We start from the raw sequence: 23,164 nt of genomic DNA, 5'->3' as shown, positions 1-23,164 counted from the left end.
CTGTGCGTATTTGTCCGACCAAACAACTTTTGGACTCCGGTCGGACCTCTCCAGAATGATCTTGGTCGGATATCTCCTCCGACCAACTTTTATGGCCGATGACCTGTGGTTTTCTAGTGGTTTGGACGGTCTTCGGAGCCCAGAGGGAAGACACGGCGTGTCGAAAATCCCGGGCGTGTCGAAAGTCGTCGGACGAGTTATCCGACCAAGATCGTTTTTCGGGTTTTCCGAGCCACTCCGACCAAGATCAAATTCACGGTCATTCGGAGGTCTCCGGGTCTACCAAGGCCATCGCTTTGCGCGGGGTGTCGCGGCGCGAAATCGCCTGATCCCATCGCCGGATTTTGCCTTCGGCTTCGAGTTCGGTCAGAGCGTCATAGAAGGTCGATTTTGTGAATCCCGAGGCTTCGGCTTCCTTCTGCACGTCGGACACGAACAGCACCTTCGTTTTGGCGTGAGTCCGAACCGCTCGGGCGTGCCCGATGATGAGCGACCGGCAAGATTCCTTCTTGCCACCACCTCGAGGTCTACCCCCGGCCCCGGCTGCGTTGATGTTCGTGCCCGTGACCGATCCCCATCGCGGGGCGACACCTTCGATCGGAGTCCCGTCGTCGTCATGGGCCACGACTTCGGAGAACATCGTGTACCGATGGCCTTCGAGCGCCGTCCGGCTGAGACTGTTCTTGATCTGGCCGAACAGAAACACCCGGTCGATACTCTGTTCGTCCTCTTGCGGTTCCTCGGTGCAGAGCAGCACCGAACGGGGCAGCGCGTGAGTCGCGGTCGCGCCCATGACGCGCGTGAGGTTATCGACGTTCTTGTAGTCCTTGTTTTGGTGGACGATCCCCACGATGGCAACGCCTGCGTCCGCTGCAATGGTTGCCAGCGGTTCGAGGGCTTCGCGTACTTCTTCCTTGTCGGTGCTCAACCCCTTCGCCACGGTCGATAGGAGCGGATCGAGGATCACCATTCCTACTTCTGGATGCTGGCGAAGCAATGCCCGAACCAACCCCGCGTGCTGGGGAAACTTGAGTGCCCCCAGCTTGCCGGCTTCCGTGGTGATCGCCACCGTATGGACTCGACTCATGTCCGCGCCGCACAGGATCATGCGTGGGGTGATCGTCTCGGCTATGTCCTCTTCGGTGCTGACGATGATGACACCGCGCGGTGTGCCTTCCCACATGCCCGGCAGCTCACCAACTGTCAGCTTCGCCGCGGCCCACTGCATGACCGATGACTTGCCGTAGCTGGACTTGCCGACCATGAGGGTTAGGTGTCGAGCTGGGATGAGCCGAGCAGACTTCCCGGCCAATTGAGCTAGCCCGTCGCGCGGAACGTCCCAGACCCACCGCGTGGCCTTCGGCGTCACATCGCAGGAAACCAGGGTGATCCGGTCGCCGGTCTCGGGGTCGATCAGCTCGTCATGGGTGCTCGGTTCTGGCTTCCCCAACCGCCGAACCTTCTCCCGAAGCTGTTCGAGCACGCCGGGGTCTTCGGCGAACCACTCTGCGACCTGCGTGTTCTCCTCACCGCTGATGAAATCGTTGATGTCGCTCGCTACTTCGCCGGCGCTCTGCCCAACGGTCCATGCGTAGAGATCGGCGAACGAGTATGAGCCCTCGTCTAGGTACTCATCGGCAGTGGTGAACAGGTGGATCGCGCCGGGCCGGTCGAAGTAGGCACAGGCTGAATACTCCGATGATCGACCAGGGCGACCGAAGAGATGACCCTTGGCATTCTCGTCACAGTCCTCCCAGTCGGGGGGTAGGACCTCTAGCCACAGGTCCGGTCGTTCAGTCGCGCACCGATTCAGCTCGGTCAGCGGCTTACCCGGGTTCTTCCACCCTGGGGGCTCTCCCGCGGGCCGATCGTCATCGCTCCCGCGCACCTTTTTCGGCCCCTTGACGCGCTCCACCAGGTGCGCCGGCAGCTCTGCGATCTCGGTATCCGGCCCCGGCATCCATTCGTAGCGATCCCCGCTCGGGTGGATCGAGGGCGGCACGACGACATAGCCGCCGCGCTTCTTGATGTCGATGCCCTTGCAGCCGCCCACGCGGCCCACTGCTGGTCCGGCGTGGTGATACCAAATATGAGCACCACCCCCGCCCGTCTTGGCCATGAGCGTGTCTGTCAGTTGCCCGAGGTCCGCAGCATTGCCACCGTTGCGGGGGTCAACGTCGAGCACGATCACACCCTCTGGCGGGCGAATCCCGATGTTCGCGTCCGGGTTCCCTGTCCACCAGGTGGTGACAACCTCGAGGTCCGCGCTCGCGTCGTGGAACCCGTTGGCTGTCGCCGGCGTCTTGGAGCACCAGCACTTCTTAGGCCACACCAAGCACCGATCCCCGCCGCATGGCGGGTTCAACGGAAAGACCTCAAACCCGGCTCTGGCCAATTCGAGCGCAGCGCATCCCAGTTCGCTCAGAAAATGGCCTCCACCAGCGGGTTCGCCGCCTTCGGATGGCTCTGCAGTAGGGGTGTCGGGCATAATGGGAGCTGATCTCCTCACAAGGTCGTATGGAACCCCCGGTGCCCTTTGGGCGGGCGTTAAGCCGGGGGTTTCGCCTTGTCTGCGCATCTAGGGGTTCTAGAAGGCTGTGAGGGGCGCTGAGGAGATCAGGGGCGTATGTCAGCGCAGACAGGCAGGTTTAGGGCTAGCGGCGATAGCTCGACGCCACAAGGGCGTCTAGGTCGCGTCGGTCGATCCTGGTCACCCGAGGTGATACCTGCATCGCCGGCAGGCGGCCCGAATGAATCCACGCATGGACCGTGGTCGGGTTCACCCGTAGTTCCTCGGCTGCCTCTTGTGGAGTCAGCCAGTCGGTCTTACTCATGCTGTCCATCCTACCCCTTGCATTCGTCGTATTCGATTGTGCCGCAAAATCTTTGGTTGACAGCTGTATAGGGACTGGCCTCGCTTACCGGCCCGATAACATTGCCCCAGCTCTACCCTCGCGGTCGTGACGCTCGGCCCACCCGAAGAAGCCGGCCAGGTCGTCGGCGTCCGTCTCGCTCATGAACAGGTCGATCCGCTCAATCCCGGCCCGCCGCCAGGCGACCGGCACCGCGAACACAGAGTGGCCGGCGGTTCTCTGGCGTTCCATCTCTGCGGTAACCTCCGCCTCGCGCTTGCCGTAGACCAACGCGATTTCTCGAGGTGTCATGCGTTCGCGGTAAGGCGAATCGGTCTTGACCGGCACATTGCGCGGCGGCATAGGCAGACTGTTGGCTTGTCGGCGTCCCATCACGATCGCTCCCGCCGGGTTTCCACGTTATAGGTCGGTTTCATGCCGTCTTATCCCCTTGTCCACTTGACACCCGATCAAGTGCCACGCTTCTGACCTGCGGTTCTATACCCCGAACTAGGAGAAAACTAGGGCCACGACGGAGCTGCAACGGGGCCGGGATCACGCTCCCGCTAGTCGCTACAGGGCCGCGACGATCGAGATCGACAACGCGGCGACCATCGTGGCGATAATGATCGGCCAGGACCACTCGGCGATGGTCATGACAACGATGACGATTGAGATCGACCACACGGAAACGACGATCACCACGGTTCCGATCCGATCGAGCTAGTTTCATCGCCGACCTGTCCGAGGTCGCCGCATCGCCGCCCGCCCCTCTGAGCAACTTTCGTGATCCGTCATACTGCGTTTCCACTGTCACGACGCGCCCGTCAGGTGCTTCGCCAAGTCGGCACCGAGGACGTACTGTCGCGTCCCATCCCCACCGAATACACGGACCGGGAACCGGCCGTCCTTGATCTGTCGATACGCGGTCCGGTCGGCCATACGGAGCACTCGCGCAGCCTCGGGCACCCGCAACTTCGCCGGCAAGTTCTCTAGGTCGGCGGCCGTCAGAGCCGCCATTTCATCGTCCATAACGCCAATGATCGCCGCATCGCGTCGCATTGCGCCACATGCTGACTGTCGCATAGTATTGCAACGTGCGACACCTATTGATCGAGAGTGTTCGGTACGACGTCCCCGAAGACCTCCTAGAGGCGATGCAGGACAATCCGACCGAGCCCCCGGAACGACAAGACCTATCCGGCACCTTCGCCGCGAGCTTCCGGTTCCACGGCTGGCACACCGTCCGGTTCTCCTTCACCTTGGGACCGGGCACCGAACCCCATGCAACCAGCGTGGAGGTCATCGCCCGGCCCGGCGAGTGGGTCTCCGCAGAAGACCTCCGCGCGCTATCCCTGCCACGGTTGCTCGAACGGGCCGTATCGGACATGACCGGCCAGATTGCCGCCCATGCCGACCCTGCGGTCCCGCGACGCCATGACGTGACCCGCGGCCTACTCGAACAGGTCGCCGCAATCTTCGACGAGGCCGGCGGGAACCGGTCGCAAACCCGAGACCTCATCGAACAACGACTGAGCCGAAGTCGAAGTCAGGCTTACAGGCTTATCGCCCGCGCCGAACAGGCCGGGTACATCACCACCACAACAGAGGGAGAAACCGACAAGTGAGGAAAGTTGCCAACAACCCCGGCATCTACCGGAAATGCACGAAGACGTGCCCGGAGAAGGGATGCAAGGTCCATTCGGGCTATGTCGTGTACATCGACATGGGAGCCAACGCGGACGGCAAGCGCATCCAGTACACCAAGGCACCCTTCAAGACCCTGCAAGACGCCAAGGACCACCGGGTCGAAGTCCTTCTCAAGCACGGCATGGGGGCATTCGTCTACGACCGCAAACGGACTGTTGCGGAGTACTTGGACGAGTGGTTGCCCACGCTCGCGGCGACCGGACGCCGGCCGGCGACGGTGGCGAACTACACCACGTTGGCGAAGACCTACCTTCGCCCGTACCTCGGTCACCTCAAGCTGACCGAGCTGGAAGCCGGCCACGTCCGCAAGGCATACGCCGATATCCGGGCCGCGAAACCGAAGCTCTCCCCAACGACCATCAAGCGGGTAAACGCGGTTCTCTGCGCTGCTCTGACACAGGCGATGGAGGACAAGCTGGTCGAACGCAACGTGGCCCAGAAACTCCGCCTGGCCAGTGCCGACAACCCGAAGATCATTCCGTGGACCCCGGCGGAGTTTGCCGCCTTCATGGACCCGATCAAGGCGAAGCGGCTCTATCCGCTGCTCTACGTCGCCGGTATCCACGGTCTTCGCCGGGGTGAGCTGTGCGGCCTGCGTTGGTCGGACGTGAATCTCGAGGACGGTTACCTCAAGGTCAATCAGCAGGCTGTGCAGGTGGGCCGCGAGATCGTCGTGGGTCCGCCGAAGACGGACGCGGGTGCCGGTCGCATCGTCGATCTGGACGCCGACACGGTGACCCTCTTGAAGCGGCACCGTATCGCCCAGCGGGCTGACCGGATGGCACATGGATCGGCCTGGCAGGACTCCGATAACCGCGTCTTCACTGCCGAAGCTGGGGCACCGTGGCAGCCGGAGCGGGTGTCGAAGACCTTCTCCCGGTACGTCAGGGCTTCGAACGTGCCGACCCTGCATTTCCACGGACTGCGCCATTTCTCGGCGTCGATTCAGCTAGAGGCAGGGGTTCCTCTGGAAGTCATCAGCAAAAGGCACGGTCACTCGAGCGTTGCGATCACCGCGGATGTATACGGTCACCTGTCCCGCAACCTCGGTGCGGAGTCGGCAGAGAAGACCGCGGCCCTACTGCGGAAGGTCGCCGGGGAGTCGTCCCTAGTTCTTTCCTAGTTTTCGTGCCCCAAAACGGAGTTCGGCCCCGGGATGTTGGAACCATCCCGGGGCCGAATTCTGTTGTCACTCTTTGGTTTTCACCAAGTTGACCATGGTCGGGCTGACAGGATTTGAACCTGCGACCACTTGACCCCCAGTCAAGTGCGCTACCAAGCTGCGCCACAGCCCGCCGCATCCGCGCGGGATGCGTGACGAATCTACCGCACCCCCGGGCGGATGTGCCAATCCCCCGACTGCGAGTGTCGGGTCCCAAACCGAGACGGGTATGCGATGCCGACGAAACAGTGGATTATCCGTTTTCCGTTAGGCTTTAACCTCGTGACCAACGCTGCCATCTCTTCGAAGGTGAAGCTTGGCGCATTGCTCTCGGTCACGGCGGTTGCTCTCACCACGCACGCCTCGGCACAGCAAATGGATCCGCACGCTCCGGGCACGGTCACCGAGATCACCGGACTTCCACTCGGTCGCATCGTCGGCAGCACCGTCACCGCTCGAATTTCGTATTGGTCGACCGGCCCCGATGGCCCGATGCTCAGCTCGAGTGCGCTTTTCGTGCCCGCTGGCCAGCCCCCGCGCGGCGGGTGGCCTATCGTCGCCCGCGCGCATGGAACGACTGGCATCGGCGACGACTGTGCACCGAGCCGCACCGGCCTGGACGACTTCGTCTCCAGCCAAGTCGACCAATGGCTCGCGCTCGGATTTGCCGTCGTCCTCACCGACTACGTCGGCCTCGGAACCCCCGGCATACATCCTTACCTCGACGGTCCGTCCGAAGCGTCGAGCGTCCTCGATGCGGTGCGCGCCGCCCGCAAGGTCGATGTGAACTTGTCGAACCGATTCGCGGCGATCGGTGAATCCCAGGGCGGCCACGCGACCCTCTTCGTCGCCAACCTGGCTGCCTCGTATGCCCCGGAGTTGGATTTCCGCGGCGCCGTTGCCATCGTCCCGCCGTCGAACTTCGATCAACTGCTACCGATCACTGCGACTCTGACTCCCCCGCAGTCTCACGAAGGCCTCATGCGACGCCTCGGCTTTGTCCTCACCGGACTGCGCGCCGCACGGCCGGATCTGAACGTCAACTCCTACATGACGCCGCTTGGCGTCCAGGTGCTCGATGCCCTCGAAATTGCCTGCAACGGCGCACGAATGGATGAACTCACCCGGTTCAGCGTCAACGATCTGATCGCGAAGCCGCTCGCCGGCACTCCGCTCGCGGCCGCCTTGGAGAAGACGCTGGAGATCCCGACGTCCGGCTACCACCGGCCGATCATGCTGGCGCACGCGCTGGGCGATGAACTCATCCCGACGACCGCGACCGACAAGCTCATCTCCGACCTGCGGGCCGGCGGCGCGAACGTGACCGACAAGGCGTACCCCACCGGTCACGTCGACTCAGTCTTCGCCTCCGAGCCGGACACCGTGAACTTCACGCGCCAACTCTTCGAGAACAACGACTAGCGCGAGCGCTTCTCGCGGACCCGAACCGAGATACGGATCGGGCTGCCGTCGAATCCGAAGTCTTCGCGCAGCTTCCGCTCGAGGAATCGGCGGTAGCCGGCCTCGAGGAACCCCGTCGTGAACAGCACGAACGTCGGCGGCCGGATCCCCGCCTGCGTCGCGAACAGCACGCGTGGCAGCTTTCCACCGCGGATCGGCGGCGGCGTCGCCATGACAATTTCCTTGAGCCACTGGTTCAAGCGGCCCGTCGGAATTCGTTTGTCCCACGACTGCAGCGACGTCTCCATCGCCGGCACGAGCTTCTGAACGGAACGTCCGGTCTTGGCCGAGATGTTCACGCGCGCCGCCCACGGCACCCGCTCGAGTTCGCGGTCGATCTCTCGGCCCAGCTCGTATCGGCGGTCCTCGTCGACGAGGTCCCACTTGTTGAACGCGAGCACGAGCGCGCGGCCCGCATCAGCGACCATGGTGAGAACGCGCTGGTCCTGCTCAGTCATCGGGATCGAGGCGTCGATGAGCAGGATCGCCAGCTCGGCGGTCTCGATCGCTGACTTCGTTCGCAGCGACGCGTAGAACTCGGTGCCGCTCGCCTGCGCCACCCGCTTGCGCAGGCCGGCGGTGTCGACGAAGCGCCACACCTTCCCACCCAACTCGACGAGCGAGTCGACCGGGTCAACCGTGGTACCTGCGACATCGTGCACAACAGAGCGCTCGTCGCCGGCCAGCTTGTTGAGCAGGCTCGACTTTCCGACGTTCGGCTTCCCGACGAGAGCCACGCGTCGCGGACCGCCGCTCATGACGTCACCGCGGGGCGTTTCGGGCAGCGTCGCGAGGATCTTGTCGAGCAAGTCGCCGGTACCGCGTCCGTGGGTCGCACTGACCGGAAGCGGTTCGCCGAGGCCGAGCGACCACAGCGCGCCGACTTCCATCTCGGTCCGCGCGTCGTCGACCTTGTTGGCCACCAGCAGAACCGGCGTCTTCGACCGACGAAGAATCTTCACCGCTGCCTCATCGGTCGCCGTCACGCCGACAACCGCGTCGACGACCAGCAGAATCGCATCGGCGGTTCGCATGGCGTGCTCTGCCTGGCGCGCAATGGACTGCTGCAGCCCCTTGGCGTCGGGCTCCCACCCTCCGGTGTCCTGCACCTGGAAGCGACGGCCCGACCACTCGGCGTCGTAGGTGACGCGGTCGCGGGTCACTCCGGGGATGTCTTCGACCACCGCCTCACGCCGGCCGATGATGCGGTTGACGAGCGTCGACTTACCGACATTCGGACGGCCGACCACCGCGAGAACCGGCGTGCGAACGTGCGAAGTCTCGTCGTCGAGAAGCTCCTCCCCTTCGCCCACCTCCCACTCGGACTCGTCGGCCCACGTTCCGTCGCCGTCGAGATTTTCCTCGGTCACGCCTTGATTCCTGTCCGTTCACATACAACCCGGTAGAGCTCCTCGACGACTTCGTCGCGCCCGAGGACACTGCTGTCGACTGCGATCGCATCGTCGGCCTGCCGCAGTGGCGATGCCTTCCGCGACGAGTCGAGGCCATCACGACGCTGCACGTCCGCAAGGACGGCGTCGAAGTCATCGCCGCGGCCCTCGGCGATGTTCTGCTGGTTCCGGCGCAGCGCACGCGCTTCCGCCGTCGCCGTGAGGTAGATCTTCACGTCAGCGTCGGTGAGGACGACCGTTCCGATGTCGCGTCCCTCGACGACGATCCGGTCGTGCTCGGCGGCGATCGACCGCTGGCGGTCGACGAGCCGAGCGCGCACCTCGGGCACTGCCGAGACAGCCGAAACGGCCTTGGTCACTGCGTTACCGCGGATCTCGTCGCGAACATCCTCGCCACCGAGGGTGATCATCTCCTGCGACGGGTTGGTGCCGATGCCGAGGTGCACTCCCGCGACCGCCGCGTTGATCGAATCCGGGTCGTCCAGATCGGCGCCCGCACGCAGGGCGGCGAGAGTCGCGACGCGATACATCGCACCCGTGTCGAGATAGGCGGCCGACAGCCGAGCCGCGAGCAAGCGCGAAACGCTCGACTTACCGGTGCCCGACGGGCCATCCATTGCGACCACGAGTTTGTCCATCGTTCCCCCGCTCACGTCACCAACGCCGGTCACAGCCCGACCGCTTCGTACAGTTTCCCAACTTCCGGACGGTTGAGGGCGCGCAACGAGCCCGGCCGTTGGTCTCCCAGCGCTACCGGCCCGATCTGCGTGCGAACGAGACGCGTGACCGGGTAGCCGACCGCCTCGAACATCCGGCGCACGATGTGATTCCGCCCTTCGTGCAGGATGACGCGCACGAGCGACTTGCCCTCGCCGAGATCGACGACCGTGACGCGGTCAGCCTTGGCCGGCCCGTCCTCGAGCTCGACGCCCTGCTTGAGTTCCTTGATCGCAGCGCGCGAGATCTCGCCGTCGATCGTCGCCATGTACGTCTTCGCAATCTCGTACGACGGGTGCATCAGACGGTGCGCCAAATCGCCGTCGTTCGTGACCAACAGCAGGCCTTCGGTGTCAGCGTCGAGCCGTCCGACATGGAACAGGCGCTGACCCGCGGCCACCCGCTCGGCCACGATGTCACCGACGCACGGACGACCGAATTCGTCGCTCATCGTGGAGTGCACACCGCGCGGCTTGTTGAGCGCGAGGTGGACGAGGTCCTCGGCAACGACGATCCGGGTTCCGTCGACGCGAACAATCGCCGTCTTCGGGTTCACCCGCAGGCCCTGCTCCCTGACGATCAGTCCGTCGACCTCGACGCGTCCTTCGGCGATCATGTCCTCGGCAACGCGCCGCGATGCGACGCCTGCCTGGGCGAGCACCTTCTGGAGGCGAATGCCTTCGCCAGGTTCGAGCTTCTTCGGCTCAGCGGTCGGTCCGCTCTGGACCGCAGCCGGCTTCGCGTTGCTCAGTCGCGGAAGCGGGCGCTTCGGCTGTTGCCCAGCGCGGGTCGGTCGACCCTGTCCTTGTCCGCGATGCGGTTTCTTCACAGCTATTTCCTGTCCAAACTTTCATTCAGTTCGTCGATCGCGTCCGTACCGGGAAGTAGCGGTGCGATCGGCGGCAACTCCGACAACGACGCCAGCCCCAGACGTTCGAGGAACAACTCCGTCGTCCCGTACGTCGTCGCATGGGTTTGAGTGTCGGTACCAGCCTCCGAGATCAGGCCGCGTGCGAGCAACGTGCGCATGACGCCGTCGACATTCACGCCGCGAACTGCGCTCACACGTGCACGGGTAACTGGCTGACGATACGCCACAACCGCGAGAGTTTCCAAAGCCGCTCGGGTGAGCTTGGCCCGACTGGCGTCCTGAAGCATGCGCTCCACGTACGGCGCGTACGTCGCACGAGTGAGATAACGCCATCCATCACCTACGTGCCGGAGTTCGACACCACTGTCGATACGGTCGAGGTCAGCTGCGATTTCGGCGAGCGCGGCCTCGACCAAAGCCGTCGGCGATTCGACCGCCGTCGCGAGCTGTTCGGCTGGCACCGGACTGTCGACGACCAGCAGCATCGCCTCGAGCGCGGACCGCAGTTCGCGCCCGGAAAGTCCCTCTGCAACCTCGCTCATGCAGCGCCTTCAGGTGACAGCAAAACGACGAGCTCCTCGAGCGGTTCCGGTTGTTCGAACTCGACAAGCTTGTCACGAAAGAGATTGAGCAGACCCATGAAGCTCGCGACGACGTCGAGTTGCGTTTCACAATCCCGGACGAGCTCCGCGAAACTTGCGCGCTGCTGTTGCTGCAGCATCTCCATGATTCGCCGAGCGTGCGCACGGACCGAAACCTTGGGGTGATGGAGGTGCCCGATGTCGACTCGTGGAACCGGACGCGGACGCATCGCGGCAGCGGCTATTTCGGCGAATTCCTGTGGCGTGACGCCGAGCCTCACCTCCGGCATGAGGTTGAGATAGCGCTCCTCGAGGCCCACCGAACACGGGTATCTGTGCATGGCCGCGGCTTCGAGTTCGCGCATGATCCCGGCGACAAGCTTGAATGCCCGGTACTGCAGCAGGCGCGCGAAGAGCAGGTCTCGCGCCTCGAGCAGCTCCAGGTCTTCCGGATCCGTCACCTCGGCCGACGGCAACAACCGCACGGCCTTGAGGTCGAGAAGCGTGGCGGCGACGAGAAGAAAGTGCGTCGCCTGCTCGAGCGAGAGGTCCTTCCCCGCCGACTTCATATGCGCGATGAAGTCGTCAGTCACCCGATGAAGCGCCACTTCGGTGACGTCCATGCGGTGCTGGCTGATGAGCGCCAGCAGCAGATCGAACGGTCCCTCGAAATTCTGCAGCCGAACGTGAAATCCGCCGCTGGGCTGCGCTGAATCGACTGCGGGTTCGGTCACCTCGCGCCGGCGAGGACCTGTCCGCGGACGGCCGTACGCTCGATCACTTCACGCGCCAGCTGGAGGTATGCGATCGCACCCGGGTGGCTCGGCGCCCATGTGATGATCGGCTCGCCGGCCACGCTCGTCTCCGGGAAGCGCACTGTTCGTCCGATCACCGTGTCGAAGACCTTGTCGGTGAACACCTCGACGACGCGGGTCATGACCTCGCGAGCGTGCAGCGTCCGGGAGTCGAACATGGTGACGAGAATGCCGCCGAGAGTGAGCTTCGGGTTGAGCCGACTCTGGACCTTGTTGATGGTGTCGTTCAGCAGGGCAAGACCGCGAAGGCTGAAGTATTCGCATTCCATCGGGATGACCACCGTGTCCGCGCAGGCCAACGCGTTCACCGTCAGCAGCCCGAGCGACGGCTGGCAGTCGATGAGGATGTAGTCGTACTCGCCGAGAACCGGGGACAGCGCGCGGGCCAGTGTCTGCTCCCGACCGACCTCGTTGACGAGTTGGATTTCGGCGGCGGACAGGTCGATATTGCTCGGCAGCAGGTCCAGGTTCTCGACCTTGGTCTGCATGCGCACGTTCTCGACCGACACCGCCGACTCGACGAGGAGGTTGTGCACAGTCAGGTTCAACTCGTGGTGTGCGACTCCGAGGCCCGCGGACAGCGCACCCTGCGGGTCCAGATCGACGAGCAGGACACGGCGGCCGTAGCCCGCGAGCGCGGCACCGAGATTGATGGTCGACGTCGTCTTTCCGACGCCGCCCTTCTGGTTGCACATCGCGATGATCTTGGCCGGTCCGTGGTGGTCAACCGGGCGTGGTTCAGGAATCTCCCGAATCGGGCGACCGGTCGGACCGAGCGGCTCACCGGGAGCATCGTCAAGCAGCATTCCGCCTTGGTTCGCTGAAAACACGGTGCGACTCCCCTCGTCTGTGAGCCCGGCCAGGTGGACCTGAAGGTTCGACTAGACGTTACTTCGTCGTTATTCAAACAACGTGGCGCGACACACCATAACCGCAGATCAGAGGCCTAAACCTCTGCTTGAGGGTTAGCCCGGCAACTACCGCGCGCGAGGGTGCGCGCCAGCCCAGATTTCGCGTAGAGAACTGATCGTCACCATCGTGTAGATCTGCGTTGTCGTGACCGAGGCATGGCCGAGCAGTTCCTGCACGACGCGCACATCGGCACCTCCGTCGAGCAGGTGCGTGGCGAATGAGTGCCGCAACGTGTGCGGCGAGACGTTCGACGTGATTCCGGCGCGCTCGGCGGCCAACTGCAGCACCTGCCAGGCACTCTGGCGAGACAGACGACCGCCTCGAACATTGAGGAACATCGCCGGATTGGAGCGATTCACCAGGTCTGGTCGACCGCGCACCAGATAGGCATCGAGCGCCGAGAGCGCGGGACGACCAACCGGCACCAACCGGTGCTTACCGCCCTTACCGCGAAGCAGCACCGATCGATCCTGAATATCGATGTCGTCGACGTCGAGCCCGACCGCTTCGGAGATGCGTGCGCCGGTCGAATACAGAAGTTCCAGAAGCGCCCGATCTCGCAGCGACCGCGGACCGTCCGCCGGACCGCTCCCCCCAGCGGCGTCGAGGAGCTGTTCGACGTCGTTGAGCGGCAACGACTTCGGCAGTCGACGCGAGGGGGTGGGAGGCTTCACTGCGTGCGCGACGTTAGTGTGCGTGTAGCCCTCCGCCGCCGCGAATTTGTGCAGTCCACGGACCGCAACCACAGTGCGCGCCGCCGAACTCGCACTCAACGCGGACCGCTCGAGCTCGGGATTGCCCTGCCGGAGCGCGATGAGGAAGTCGCTGATGTCGGCTTCCTTCACCGCGTCCAGTGATGGGATTCCTCGCCCTTCTAGGAACTCCTGGTACCGATCCAGATCGCGACGATACGACGACACCGTGTTGCGGGCGGCCCCTCGCTCGAGGCTCAGGTAGTCGAGGTACGCGCGTATCTGGTCACCGAGCACCGTTAGTCCTTGCCCGCCTTGCGCTTGGCGAACGCGAGCGATCGACCGGGCCACGGCGCACCCGCCGACCTCGCCGCTCCGTAGCCATCGCGCGATGCGGCGGCCGCGAGAATTCCTGCCGCGGCGACCGAGTTCTCGATGAGACCTGACAACACCGCCGACACCGCCAGGTTCAGCGGCATCTTCAGCACGACCATGTCCGCTTCTTCGTGTTCGGGCTCTGGTCGGCTCACCTCGGACAGACCGGTCGCGAAGTAGATCCGGATGGTCTCGTCCGAGAACCCCGGTGACAGCACCAAATCCGTCAGGAGGAACCAGGTCTTCGCCGCGAGGCCGGTTTCTTCGGCGAGCTCGCGCTTCGCCGCTTCCAGCGGGTCCTCTCCCCACTTGTCGAGGATGCCCGCCGGCAGCTCCAGGAGGCGACGACCGACCGGTTGCCGGTACTGGTCCACCAACACCACATTGCCGTCCATATCGACGGCGACGACGGCCACGGCCCCGTAATGCTCGACGATCGAGCGCGTCGCGACATCGCCGCCCGGCATCACCACATCGTCTTCGCGGACCGCGATGATGGGGCTCTCGTAGGCAGTTCGCGACGCCACGACCTCGAAGATGTGCCGCTCGTTCGTCGGTTCGGTCATGCGTCGGCCGCTTCGTGTTCCGGCAGGTCCACGGGAAGCCGTTCGGCCGCCTTGTACTTCAGTGCTGCGTTGATGAACGCACTGAACAGCGGATGCGGACGCGTCGGCCGGCTCTTGAGCTCCGGGTGCGCCTGCGTGGCCACCATGAACGGGTGCACATCGGCCGGATACTCGACGAACTCGACGAGATGACCATCGGGCGAGGTACCGCTGAACTGAAGACCACTCTCGGCGATCTTCTTGCGGTAGGCGTTGTTGACTTCGTAGCGGTGACGGTGCCGCTCGGAAACCTTCTCCGCACCATAAGCCTGCGCGACCAGCGAACCCTTCGTCAGAACGGCGGGGTACGCGCCGAGGCGCATCGTCCCACCGAGGTCAGCCTCGCCGGCGACGATCGCTTCCTGGTCCGCCATCGTCGAGATGACCGGGTGCTTGGTGTCAGTTTCGAACTCGGCCGAGTTGGCGTCCTCGAGGCCCACCGAACGAGCCGCTTCGATGACGACGCACTGCAGACCGAGGCACAGTCCCAGCAGCGGGATACCGCGCTTGCGGGCGTACGCGACCGTGCCGATCTTGCCCTCGATGCCGCGGATACCGAAGCCGCCCGGGATCAGGATGCCGTCGACGTCCTCGAGCGCAGCCGATGCGCCGGCCAACGTCGCACACTCATCGGACGGCACCCAGCGGATCTTGACCTTCGCCCAATGCGCGAATCCACCCGCACGCAGCGCTTCGGTGACCGAGAGATACGCGTCCGGCAGGTCGATGTACTTGCCGACGATGGCGATCTCGACCTCTTCGCGCGACTCGTGGACTCGGCGGAGCAGGTCACCCCAGACACTCCAGTCGACATCGCGGAACGGAAGTCCGAGCTTGCGCACGACGTTCGCGTCCAGCCCCTCACGGTGGAGCACCTTCGGGATGTCGTAGATCGACGGCGCGTCCGGCGTCGAAATGCAGCCCTCGACGTCAACGTCGCACATCAGCGCGATCTTCTGCTTGAGACCCTCGGGAACCTCACGGTCGCTGCGCAGGATGAGCGCGTCGGGCTGGATACCGATGCTGCGCAGGGCAGCCACCGAGTGCTGCGTCGGCTTGGTCTTCAGCTCGCCAGATGGCGCGAGGTACGGCACGAGCGAAACGTGCAGGAAGAACACGTTCTCCCGACCGACATCGTGACGAACCTGGCGTGCGGCCTCGAGGAACGGCTGCGACTCGATGTCACCGACGGTGCCACCGATCTCGGTGATGACGACGTCCGGCGTCTCGCCATCCTCGTCCGGGAGTGCCATGTCCGTGATGCGGCGCTTGATCTCGTCGGTGATGTGCGGAATGACCTGCACCGTGTCACCGAGGTACTCACCGCGGCGCTCGCGCGCGATGACCGTCGAATACACCTGTCCGGTAGTCACATTCGCCGAGCGTGACAGGTCCACGTCGAGGAAGCGCTCGTAATGGCCGACATCGAGGTCGGTCTCCGCACCGTCTTCGGTGACGAACACTTCGCCGTGCTGGAACGGGTTCATCGTGCCCGGGTCCACGTTCAGGTACGGGTCGAGCTTCTGCATCGTGACCCGCAACCCACGTGCGGTCAGAAGCGTTCCGAGGCTCGACGCAGTAAGACCTTTGCCCAACGACGACGCGACACCACCACTGACGAAAATGTGCTTGGTGACTGTCCGCGAATGAAGCCGCGAGTGTTTCTGCAAATGCACTCCCCGTGTCTCGAAGCAGGCCGGAATGGCCGCGATCCCACGGGACTTCAGCGTAACACTGACCCCCCGGTGGAGAACGAATCCGGGCAAGCTTGCCACGAACCTCTGACAAGAACCGCAAGTCACACGAAGAAGCCCTCCGAGCATTGCTTCGCTCGGAGGGCTTCTTACGCTGATGCTTTCGCTATCGGTTCATCATGCCCTGGACCCACAGCGCGATCTTGTTCCACAGCGCAATAGCCCAGGTGAGGATCTCGGCGCCGGCGTTCGACACCAGGACCGCCACCACGACGGCCACGAGCGCGGCCAGGATGAGCAGTGCCACCGCACCGCCGGAGACACGGCTGCGGTACAGCGTGGCGATGGCTTTCGCGTCGACGAGCTTGCTGCCCATCTTCATGCGGGTCAGGAATGCCGACGGGTTGCTGTCGCGACGGTCGCGGTCGAAGAACTCATCGAGCGACGCCGGAGCGCCTACGGTGACGATCAGCGACGCACCGTGGTGGTTCGCGACCAGCAGGGCGAGGTCGGTCGGGCTGCCCAGCGCCGGGAACGTCACCGCACCGATGCCGAGGTCCTGGATGCGCTCGAGGCCCTTTGCGTGGCCATCCTGGTCAGCCGGGAGGATGACTTCGGCGCCCGACTTCAGCGTCTGGTTCGACATCAAATCCGGGTCACCGACGATGAGGTCGGGCTTGTAGCCGGCCTTCGACAGTGCGTCGGCACCCGCGCCGACACCGACGAGCACCGGTGCGTACTCCTTGATGAACGGACGAATGCTCTTGAGGTCCGAGAGGTGGTCCGGGCCGTCCGACACGATGACGATGTGACGGTCGCGAAGATCGAGCGCGATGTTCGGGACACCGACGCCATCGATCAGCAGCGCGCTCTCGGTACGAATGAACTCAATGGTGTTGCCGGCGAATGCTTCGAGGTGATCCGCGATTCCATTTCGCGCCTCGATCATCCGGTCGGAGACCGTGAATTCCGTTAGCTCTTTACCGCTGACAAGAAGTTTCTCGCCGACGAAGATATCGCCGTCGTCAACGCGAACCTTTGCGCCTTCCTTGACCTTCTTGAAGATCGCCTCGTCGGCATCGACGAGGATGACGCCGTTCGCGACGAGAACCTCGGGTCCGAGGTTCGGGTAACGGCCTGAGATCGAAGCCGAGGCGTTGACCACAACGGCCGCGCCTGCCTCGACTAGGGCATCAGCAGTGATTCTGTCCAGATCAAGCTCGTCGAGAAAGACCACGTCGCCAGGGCTTACCCGCCGAAGCAAGCGAGCCGTGTTGCGGTCCACCCGAGCGATTCCGCTGATACCGGGCAGCGTGTCAGAGTTACGGGAGAGCAACGCCAGCATCTTCATGGATTAAGAATCAACCCTCAATCTCAAGGAAAGGTGGAGGCGCGCCGGAAATTTCGTGCAACCCATTCTTTTGCACCCACAAGGTGAGTGGGAGAAATGCAGAGGCGCGCTCAGGAACGTACGGCGGCGGCCGCCGCAAGCAATTCCTCGGCGTGTGCGCGACCCGTTTCCGTGTCTCCCAGACCCGCCAACATCCGCGCCAATTCGACGACCCGCTCGCTGTCGGAGAGCCGGTGAACTCCGCTGTCCGCAACTCCGGGACCGTCGTCGTTCTTGTCCACGACGATGTGCGTGTCGGCAAAGGCCGCCACCTGCGGGAGGTGCGTGACGACGATGACCTGATGGGTTCGCGCGAGCCGTGCGAGTCGTTTCCCGATCTCGACCGCAGCCCGACCGCCGACACCGGCATCGACCTCGTCGAACACCATCGTGGTCCCGTGCGAGGAACGTGCCAGAACGACTTCCAACGCCAACATCACGCGCGACAATTCACCACCCGACGCGCTCTTGGCGATCGGCAACGGTCGACCGCCAGCGCCGGCCAGACGGAATTCCACCTCGTCGGCACCCTCGGCCCCGAATTCCGCTAATGCGCGGACGTCGACATCGAACTTCGACTTGCCCATTGCGAGGCCCGCGAGCTCGGTCGTGACGAGTTCGGACAACTCTTTTGCGGCCTTTTGCCGCGCCTTGGTCAGCTTGGCCGCCGTTTTCTGGAGTTGCACCTCGGATTCCTGAACCTGCTTGGTCAGTGAAGAGATCGCCTCAGCCGAGGTATCGATATTCGCCAGCCGCTTGCGAGCCTCGTCCGCCCAGGCGAGAACACCGTCGATGTCCGCGGCGTACTTGCGCGTCAACAGCTTGAGTTCGGACTGGCGGGTCAGCATCGAGTCGAGTGCACCCGGATCGGACGGCAGGGCGCTGAGATAGTCGCTGAGCTCTGCCGCGATATCTGCGGCAACCGCAACCGCCTCGTCCAGACGGGGTGCAAGCTCGGAGAGCATTGTGTCTGTGCTGCTCTGCAGCCGACCCCGAACAGTGCCGAGCAGGTCCAACGCACCCTCTGCCCCACCGTGCGTGTCACCGACGAGCGCGAGATGCGCCGTCTCTGCGGATTCCCGAAGGACGTCGAGATCCGACAGTCGTCGAATATCGGCCATCAAGGAATCGTCTTCGCCGGGAGTCGGCGCGATCGTGTCGATCTCCTTGAGCGCATGCTCGAGCCGATCGGCCTCTTGCGCTAATTCCCGGGATCGCTGCGTCCGCTCCGACAACTCGGTGCGGGCGGACAGCCACGCAGCGCGCTGGGAGCGGTAGGACTTCACGGTTGCCAGCACGGAGTCGCCGGCGAATTCGTCAAGCGCACGCCGTTGCTGCTCCGGGCGTTGCAGCCGCAGCTGATCGTTCTGACCGTGCACGGTCAGAACCGCGGACGTGAATTCGGACAGCACGCTCGCCGGTACGGAACGCCCGCCCAGATGAGCGCGAGACCGCCCGTCGCTGTTGACCGTCCGGGCAGCGATCACCGAGCCGTCCTCGTCTCGCTCGGCACCACACGCCGCCAACATCTCGACCACGGACGCCTCTGCGGACTCAGTTATTCCGTCGGTGGTGAAGCGACCCTCGACGACGGCTCGTTGGGCCCCTACCCGTACACGTCCGGCGTCAGCACGCGCACCAGACAGGAGATGGAGGCTGGTGACGACCATGGTCTTACCAGCTCCGGTCTCGCCGGTCAGAACGGTGAGTCCGGGTGAGAAGTGAACAGTTGCGGACGAGATTGCCCCGAGGCAATCGATCCGAATTTCGCCGAGCACGGTTAAGGCTTCCTTCCCCGCCAACCGGTGACGGGCAGATCGAACTTGGTCACCATCCGGTCGGCAAAAGGTGCCGAGTCGAGCCGGATCCAACGTATGGGAGATGCCCCTCGCACAGCCTCCACCCGACCCCCACGCGGGAGTGCGAGAGTGCGCCGTCCATCGAGGAACACCAGCGCGTCATGCCCAGAGGCAACCGTCTCCACGGCGATGACCGATTCCGGCCGCGTGACCATCGGGCGCGCGAACAGGGCGTGTGCATTGCTGGGTACGACCAGCAATGCGTCGAGTTCCGGCCACACGACCGGGCCGCCGGCTGAGAAGGCGTACGCGGTCGAACCCGTGGGAGTCGAGATCAGCACACCGTCGCAACCGAACGACGAGACCGGCCGACCGTCGACCTCCATGACGACTTCCAGGACGCCAAGGCGGGATTCGTTTTCGATGCTTGCCTCGTTGAGTGCCCAGCCACGGCCGATCAATTCGTCGTCGAGGCTGATGGAGACGTCGAGGGTCATACGGTTCTCGATGCGGTAGTCCCGCTCGACGACCTGCCGAAGAGCGGCGTCGAGATGCTCGGCCTCCGCCTCGGTCAGAAACCCGATCCGGCCGAGATTGATGCCCAGAACTGGGATCGCCGCGGTGTGGGCCAATGCCGCGGCCCGAAGGACAGTACCGTCCCCGCCGAGCGCAAGAACGATCTCGCACCCGTGCGCCGAATTCGACTCCTCGTCAACGACGCGGGCGTCGGTGATGCCGGTGCTCGGCTGCTCCGCGCGCAGGAGACGCAGAGCGACCCCGGCTTCCCGGAATACCTCCGCGATTCGATGCGCCGCGGCGGGAGTCTCCGACCGTCCCGGGTGAACGACGAGGAGAATCTCGCGATCGGTCACTGAGGACCCTCCTTCACGGCACGCTCGATCATCGCCGAAACCTCGTCGGCATCCGCCGACTGGCCGTCAGCCTTCAACCAGACGAAGTATTCAACATTTCCCGACGGACCTGGCAACGGACTCGCCACGACACCACGAGTCCGCAGTCCAAGCTGTGCCGCCTGGCGGCAGACACCTTGCACGGCCTCCGCGCGAAGCGCCGGGTCACGAACCACGCCGCCGGCGCCGACGCGTTCCTTGCCGACCTCGAACTGCGGCTTCACCATGGGCACCAACTCTCCGCCCGGCTCGACGCACGACGCGAGAGCCGGCAAGACCAGCCCAAGGGAAATGAACGACAGATCGGCCACCACCAACTCGACCGGGCCGCCGATGACGTCCGGAGTCAGGGTCCGGACATTGGTGCGGTCGTGCACGTGGACCCGATCATCGTTTTGGAGTCGCCAGATTAATTGGCCATATCCGACGTCGACTGCGACGACTTCCCGCGCACCCTTAGTGAGCAGCACATCGGTGAATCCGCCGGTCGATGCTCCGGCATCAAGACATCGCCGACCGTCAACGCTCAGCTCCGGGGCAAACGCCTCGAGCGCGCCCAGCAACTTGTGTGCGCCCCGCGAAGCCCAGTCCGGCTCATCGGATACCTCACGAAGCAGCACCGGAGTGTTCGCCTCGATGGCGGTGGCAGGCTTACTTGCCACCGAACCGCTCACGAGTACGCGACCCTCTTTGATGTACTCAACGGCTTGTTCGCGCGACCGCGCCAAACCACGTCGAACCAACTCAGCGTCGAGGCGAGCACGGCGAACCATCAACGCACCTCGTCGGCGGCCAGTCGGTCACTGAGAATCCGGTGCGCCTGCTCCGCAACGTCCGCTTGTCGCTCGATACCGGCGACATCGCTGGACGGGGTGACGAGAACATCCAGTAGTGGCTCGATCTCCGCTCGTAGCCTCTCGGGACCATCGTGCGGAACAGCCAGGTGACTGCCGGGGCGCGGTGGAGTGCTCATCGCCTCAACGCTAACTCACAAAGGCCACTGAGCCACGATCGAAGACGAGTACGCATCCGCGCCGCGGATTGCGCCGAAGTCCGGCACAACCCACGCATGGAACGCCGCCGCAGCGAGAGCGCACTGGGCATCGACGGTCGCGTCCACCGACACCACGAGCTCGCCATCCACGACCGCGATGGACACTCCGTCCTTCGGCTCGATACGACTGCGTGACGGGTCTTCGTTCAGAACCGCCATCGACAGACCCACGTACGTCGGACGCTCCGCCGGCACCGCGCGGAACAGCGACTCCGCAGTCGCTACTCCCGTCAGCACGAGCAGCGACGGCAGGTTGGTCGAATGTCCGCCGGCAATGTCCGTGTCGAGACGATCGCCGATCACGAGAGCTTCCCGGTTACCGCCGTGACGGGACAGGGCATCCTCGATCAGCGGCGCGTACGGCTTCCCCGCAACGACCGGAGTCTCACCCGTCGAGGTCTTCAGCGCGGCAACCATCGAACCGTTGCCGGGTGCCAATCCCCGCGGAAGTGGAAGCGTCGCATCGGTATTCGACGCAACCCAGAATGCCCCACCGCGGATCGCGTAGGTCGCCTCCGCCAGGATCGGCCAAGCCGTCTCGGGGTTGTGCCCCTGAGCGACCGCAACCGCGCCTTCGCTCGTGCGAATCGGCGTCAGACCGACCTCGGTGATGCAATCGACGAACGACTCGGTGCCGACCACGAGAACCTTGCTACCTGGCTCGAGCTTGGACGCCAGAATTCGCGCAGCAGCCTGCGCGCTAGTGACCACGTCATCGTCGCCGGCTGCGTAGCCCATTCCGCGCAGCGTCGCTGCGACGTCCGAAGCCGAACGGCTCGCATTGTTGGTGACGTACAACTGGCGCTGGTCGCCATCGCCGACGGCAGCGACCGCAGACGCGATGGGTTCATGACCCACGTAGAGAGTGCCGTCGAGATCGAAGAGCAAGACCTCGAAATTGTCCCGAAGTCGAACGCTCGTCATTCGATGTCTCCTCCAAGTTCTGCGGCTCGATCTTCCGCGTCGGTGTCGCCGTCGGTGTCAGCTGCGGACGCATTGAGGAACCACTTCAGTGCGTCTTCCTTCCGGCCGGCGGCGACGAGTGCGTCCGCGTATGCGTAGAAATAGCGGGCAGCGGCCAACCCGGAGCGGCCCGGGTCCAGGTCCGCGTGCTGCAACGACACCACGGCCTGATCGAACTGGCCGAGATCCATGCGGGCACCAGCGGCGACCATGCGCAGCTCAGCTGCCTCTTCGCCGGTGAGAGTCTGTGCCTCATCACTGCGCGACAATTCGATCGCGCGCTCCGGACGACCGAGACCACGCTCGCAGTCCGCAAGAACGGCCAGAAGTCCGCGACCCGCGCCCATTCGGCGAGCAGCACGGAGTTCGCTCAGCGCTTCGGCCCACTCACCAGCGTGGTACGCGGCGATGCCTGCAGCCTCGCGAACGACGCCGATGCGGCCAGCCCTACGCTGTGCAGCGCGAGCATGCTCAAGCGCCAGGACCGGGTCTTCGTCAACCAGCGTGCCCGCCATGACGAGGTGTCGCGCGACGCGTTCAGCGTTGTTGCGGTCCAGCGTCATCAGGTCACGCCGAATGATGGGGTCGAGCGACTCGGCCTTCACGTCTTCCGGCAACTCCGGCTCTTCGGGACGTTCAACTCGATGGCGAGAATCACCAGTATTCGCTGGGCGGGTGTCGTTGCGCCGATCGGGGCGCGGACCACCCTGCCGGTCGAAACGGCCGCGGCCGGCGTTGTCCGTCCGCTTGACGCCCTGCCCCGTACGGCGGGGCTTCTCACCGCCAGCACGTGCGGCGGAACCCGAATTGTCGCGGCGCGAAGGCCTTTCCTCGGGCATTTGTTTCCTCCGACGGCTCAAAACTGCAAGTGGACGCCAAAAGAGGGACCCGTTTATGGGTCCCTCTTTGGTGAAGGGTGTCCGGCGGTGTCCTACTCTCCCACACCATGTCTAGTGCAGTACCATCGGCGCAGTGAGGCTTAGCTTCCGGGTTCGGGATGGGACCGGGCGTTTCCCTCACGCTATTGCCGCCGTAACTCTATGAAACTATCACCATCGCTACATATTTAGCGGGGTGGTGTGTTGTTTCAGATACCGGACAGTGGACGTGAATATCAATTCGCTACAGGCTTTTCTACAAAAGCAGACAACCCTGAGGTTTTAGTCTTTGTAGTGTTTTTGGGGTAAG

General features: G+C 64.1%; 23 protein-coding genes, 1 tRNA gene and 1 rRNA gene. 3 read left to right on the top strand and 22 right to left on the bottom strand.

Annotation, left to right across the window (positions count from 1 at the left end; all coding sequences use genetic code 11):
• Positions 1 to 259: 259 nt before the first annotated feature.
• The 4 genes from F600_RS30565 to F600_RS0116140 form a co-directional block, all read right to left on the bottom strand.
• Positions 260 to 2,488 (bottom strand): bifunctional DNA primase/polymerase, encoded by a 2,229-nt coding sequence (locus F600_RS30565; protein WP_245541556.1) that lies wholly within the window; start codon positions 2,486 to 2,488, stop codon positions 260 to 262.
• A gap of 166 nt (positions 2,489 to 2,654) precedes the next feature.
• Positions 2,655 to 2,834, bottom strand: coding sequence for a helix-turn-helix domain-containing protein (locus tag F600_RS0116155; RefSeq protein ID WP_211220079.1), 180 nt, complete (start codon positions 2,832 to 2,834; stop codon positions 2,655 to 2,657).
• An 84-nt stretch (positions 2,835 to 2,918) separates the two neighbouring features.
• The gene (locus F600_RS0116150) at positions 2,919 to 3,215 is read right to left on the bottom strand and encodes a hypothetical protein (RefSeq protein ID WP_156024642.1); all 297 of its coding nucleotides are present in this window, start codon (positions 3,213 to 3,215) and stop codon (positions 2,919 to 2,921) included.
• Positions 3,216 to 3,665: 450 nt separating this feature from the next.
• Complete coding sequence (locus F600_RS0116140) at positions 3,666 to 3,914, bottom strand: helix-turn-helix transcriptional regulator (RefSeq protein WP_018161664.1); 249 nt, start codon at positions 3,912 to 3,914, stop codon at positions 3,666 to 3,668.
• A gap of 35 nt (positions 3,915 to 3,949) precedes the next feature.
• On the opposite strand from F600_RS0116140, the gene F600_RS0116135 reads away from it, so the two are divergent.
• Both F600_RS0116135 and F600_RS0116130 read left to right on the top strand, forming a co-directional pair.
• Positions 3,950 to 4,480: a hypothetical protein gene (locus F600_RS0116135; RefSeq protein WP_018161663.1), complete on the top strand. Its 531-nt coding sequence runs from the start codon at positions 3,950 to 3,952 to the stop codon at positions 4,478 to 4,480.
• A complete protein-coding gene (locus F600_RS0116130) occupies positions 4,477 to 5,685 on the top strand; it encodes a tyrosine-type recombinase/integrase (RefSeq protein ID WP_018161662.1) in 1,209 nt (402 codons plus the stop codon). The genes F600_RS0116135 and F600_RS0116130 overlap by 4 nt, the downstream gene beginning before the upstream one ends.
• Before the next feature lie 95 nt (positions 5,686 to 5,780).
• Here F600_RS0116130 and F600_RS0116125 read toward each other — a convergent pair.
• A tRNA-Pro gene (locus F600_RS0116125) sits at positions 5,781 to 5,857 on the bottom strand.
• Between the two features lie 149 nt (positions 5,858 to 6,006).
• Here F600_RS0116125 and F600_RS0116120 point away from each other — a divergent pair.
• A complete protein-coding gene (locus F600_RS0116120) occupies positions 6,007 to 7,146 on the top strand; it encodes a lipase family protein (protein ID WP_018161661.1) in 1,140 nt (379 codons plus the stop codon).
• Here F600_RS0116120 and der read toward each other — a convergent pair.
• The 17 genes from der to rrf all read right to left on the bottom strand — a co-directional run bounded on the left by der (position 7,143) and on the right by rrf (position 23,011).
• Positions 7,143 to 8,555, bottom strand: coding sequence for a ribosome biogenesis GTPase Der (gene der, locus F600_RS0116115; RefSeq protein ID WP_018161660.1), 1,413 nt, complete (start codon positions 8,553 to 8,555; stop codon positions 7,143 to 7,145). The genes F600_RS0116120 and der overlap by 4 nt on opposite strands.
• Positions 8,552 to 9,235, bottom strand: a complete 684-nt coding sequence (cmk, locus tag F600_RS0116110; protein WP_040631901.1) for a (d)CMP kinase — start codon at positions 9,233 to 9,235, stop codon at positions 8,552 to 8,554. The genes der and cmk overlap by 4 nt, the downstream gene beginning before the upstream one ends.
• 29 nt (positions 9,236 to 9,264) lie before the next feature.
• The gene (locus tag F600_RS0116105; RefSeq protein ID WP_018161658.1) at positions 9,265 to 10,143 is read right to left on the bottom strand and encodes a pseudouridine synthase; all 879 of its coding nucleotides are present in this window, start codon (positions 10,141 to 10,143) and stop codon (positions 9,265 to 9,267) included.
• A 2-nt stretch (positions 10,144 to 10,145) separates the two neighbouring features.
• A complete protein-coding gene (gene scpB / locus F600_RS0116100) occupies positions 10,146 to 10,727 on the bottom strand; it encodes an SMC-Scp complex subunit ScpB (protein WP_018161657.1) in 582 nt (193 codons plus the stop codon).
• Positions 10,724 to 11,500, bottom strand: a complete 777-nt coding sequence (locus F600_RS0116095) for a segregation and condensation protein A (RefSeq protein ID WP_018161656.1) — start codon at positions 11,498 to 11,500, stop codon at positions 10,724 to 10,726. The genes scpB and F600_RS0116095 overlap by 4 nt, the downstream gene beginning before the upstream one ends.
• On the bottom strand, positions 11,497 to 12,387 hold the full coding sequence (locus F600_RS0116090; protein ID WP_018161655.1) for a ParA family protein: 891 nt from the start codon (positions 12,385 to 12,387) through the stop codon (positions 11,497 to 11,499). The genes F600_RS0116095 and F600_RS0116090 overlap by 4 nt, the downstream gene beginning before the upstream one ends.
• Before the next feature lie 171 nt (positions 12,388 to 12,558).
• Complete coding sequence (gene xerD, locus F600_RS0116085; protein WP_018161654.1) at positions 12,559 to 13,482, bottom strand: site-specific tyrosine recombinase XerD; 924 nt, start codon at positions 13,480 to 13,482, stop codon at positions 12,559 to 12,561.
• A 2-nt stretch (positions 13,483 to 13,484) separates the two neighbouring features.
• The gene (locus F600_RS0116080) at positions 13,485 to 14,126 is read right to left on the bottom strand and encodes an NUDIX domain-containing protein (RefSeq protein ID WP_018161653.1); all 642 of its coding nucleotides are present in this window, start codon (positions 14,124 to 14,126) and stop codon (positions 13,485 to 13,487) included.
• A complete protein-coding gene (locus F600_RS0116075; protein WP_018161652.1) occupies positions 14,123 to 15,841 on the bottom strand; it encodes a CTP synthase in 1,719 nt (572 codons plus the stop codon). The genes F600_RS0116080 and F600_RS0116075 overlap by 4 nt, the downstream gene beginning before the upstream one ends.
• A gap of 184 nt (positions 15,842 to 16,025) precedes the next feature.
• Entirely contained in the window at positions 16,026 to 17,210 is a 1,185-nt protein-coding gene (gene steA / locus F600_RS0116070) for a putative cytokinetic ring protein SteA (protein ID WP_018161651.1), read from the bottom strand.
• A gap of 110 nt (positions 17,211 to 17,320) precedes the next feature.
• Positions 17,321 to 19,027, bottom strand: a complete 1,707-nt coding sequence (gene recN, locus F600_RS0116065; protein WP_018161650.1) for a DNA repair protein RecN — start codon at positions 19,025 to 19,027, stop codon at positions 17,321 to 17,323.
• A gap of 2 nt (positions 19,028 to 19,029) precedes the next feature.
• Positions 19,030 to 19,920 carry an NAD kinase gene (locus tag F600_RS0116060; protein WP_018161649.1) on the bottom strand — a complete coding sequence of 297 codons (891 nt, stop codon included), beginning with the start codon at positions 19,918 to 19,920 and terminating at the stop codon, positions 19,030 to 19,032.
• Positions 19,917 to 20,732 (bottom strand): TlyA family RNA methyltransferase, encoded by an 816-nt coding sequence (locus F600_RS0116055; protein ID WP_018161648.1) that lies wholly within the window; start codon positions 20,730 to 20,732, stop codon positions 19,917 to 19,919. The genes F600_RS0116060 and F600_RS0116055 overlap by 4 nt, the downstream gene beginning before the upstream one ends.
• The gene (locus tag F600_RS0116050; RefSeq protein ID WP_018161647.1) at positions 20,732 to 20,932 is read right to left on the bottom strand and encodes a hypothetical protein; all 201 of its coding nucleotides are present in this window, start codon (positions 20,930 to 20,932) and stop codon (positions 20,732 to 20,734) included. The genes F600_RS0116055 and F600_RS0116050 overlap by 1 nt, the downstream gene beginning before the upstream one ends.
• Positions 20,933 to 20,947: 15 nt before the next feature.
• Positions 20,948 to 21,937, bottom strand: coding sequence for an HAD-IIA family hydrolase (locus F600_RS0116045; protein WP_018161646.1), 990 nt, complete (start codon positions 21,935 to 21,937; stop codon positions 20,948 to 20,950).
• Complete coding sequence (locus tag F600_RS0116040) at positions 21,934 to 22,815, bottom strand: hypothetical protein (RefSeq protein ID WP_018161645.1); 882 nt, start codon at positions 22,813 to 22,815, stop codon at positions 21,934 to 21,936. The genes F600_RS0116045 and F600_RS0116040 overlap by 4 nt, the downstream gene beginning before the upstream one ends.
• 79 nt (positions 22,816 to 22,894) lie before the next feature.
• Positions 22,895 to 23,011: ribosomal RNA gene (rrf, locus tag F600_RS0116035) — 5S ribosomal RNA — on the bottom strand.
• Between the last annotated feature and the right edge of the window lie 153 nt (positions 23,012 to 23,164).

Source organism: Smaragdicoccus niigatensis DSM 44881 = NBRC 103563, assembly GCF_000380645.1.
GTDB lineage: Bacteria > Actinomycetota > Actinomycetes > Mycobacteriales > Mycobacteriaceae > Smaragdicoccus > Smaragdicoccus niigatensis.
This window is presented reverse-complemented; position numbering and strand designations above follow the sequence as displayed.

Excerpts from the sequence above, each read along its gene's own strand:
- F600_RS30565 (WP_245541556.1), bottom strand. The coding sequence starts at position 2,488 with ATGCCCGACACCCCTACTGCAGAGCCATCCGAAGGCGGCGAACCCGCT.
- F600_RS0116155 (WP_211220079.1), bottom strand. The coding sequence starts at position 2,834 with ATGAGTAAGACCGACTGGCTGACTCCACAAGAGGCAGCCGAGGAACTA.
- F600_RS0116150 (WP_156024642.1), bottom strand. The coding sequence starts at position 3,215 with ATGCCGCCGCGCAATGTGCCGGTCAAGACCGATTCGCCTTACCGCGAA.
- F600_RS0116140 (WP_018161664.1), bottom strand. The coding sequence starts at position 3,914 with ATGCGACGCGATGCGGCGATCATTGGCGTTATGGACGATGAAATGGCG.
- cmk (WP_040631901.1), bottom strand. The coding sequence starts at position 9,235 with ATGGACAAACTCGTGGTCGCAATGGATGGCCCGTCGGGCACCGGTAAG.
- scpB (WP_018161657.1), bottom strand. The coding sequence starts at position 10,727 with ATGAGCGAGGTTGCAGAGGGACTTTCCGGGCGCGAACTGCGGTCCGCG.
- F600_RS0116090 (WP_018161655.1), bottom strand. The coding sequence starts at position 12,387 with ATGCTGCTTGACGATGCTCCCGGTGAGCCGCTCGGTCCGACCGGTCGC.
- F600_RS0116080 (WP_018161653.1), bottom strand. The coding sequence starts at position 14,126 with ATGACCGAACCGACGAACGAGCGGCACATCTTCGAGGTCGTGGCGTCG.
- steA (WP_018161651.1), bottom strand. The coding sequence starts at position 17,210 with ATGAAGATGCTGGCGTTGCTCTCCCGTAACTCTGACACGCTGCCCGGT.
- F600_RS0116055 (WP_018161648.1), bottom strand. The coding sequence starts at position 20,732 with ATGGTTCGCCGTGCTCGCCTCGACGCTGAGTTGGTTCGACGTGGTTTG.
- F600_RS0116050 (WP_018161647.1), bottom strand. The coding sequence starts at position 20,932 with ATGAGCACTCCACCGCGCCCCGGCAGTCACCTGGCTGTTCCGCACGAT.
- F600_RS0116045 (WP_018161646.1), bottom strand. The coding sequence starts at position 21,937 with ATGACGAGCGTTCGACTTCGGGACAATTTCGAGGTCTTGCTCTTCGAT.
- F600_RS0116040 (WP_018161645.1), bottom strand. The coding sequence starts at position 22,815 with ATGCCCGAGGAAAGGCCTTCGCGCCGCGACAATTCGGGTTCCGCCGCA.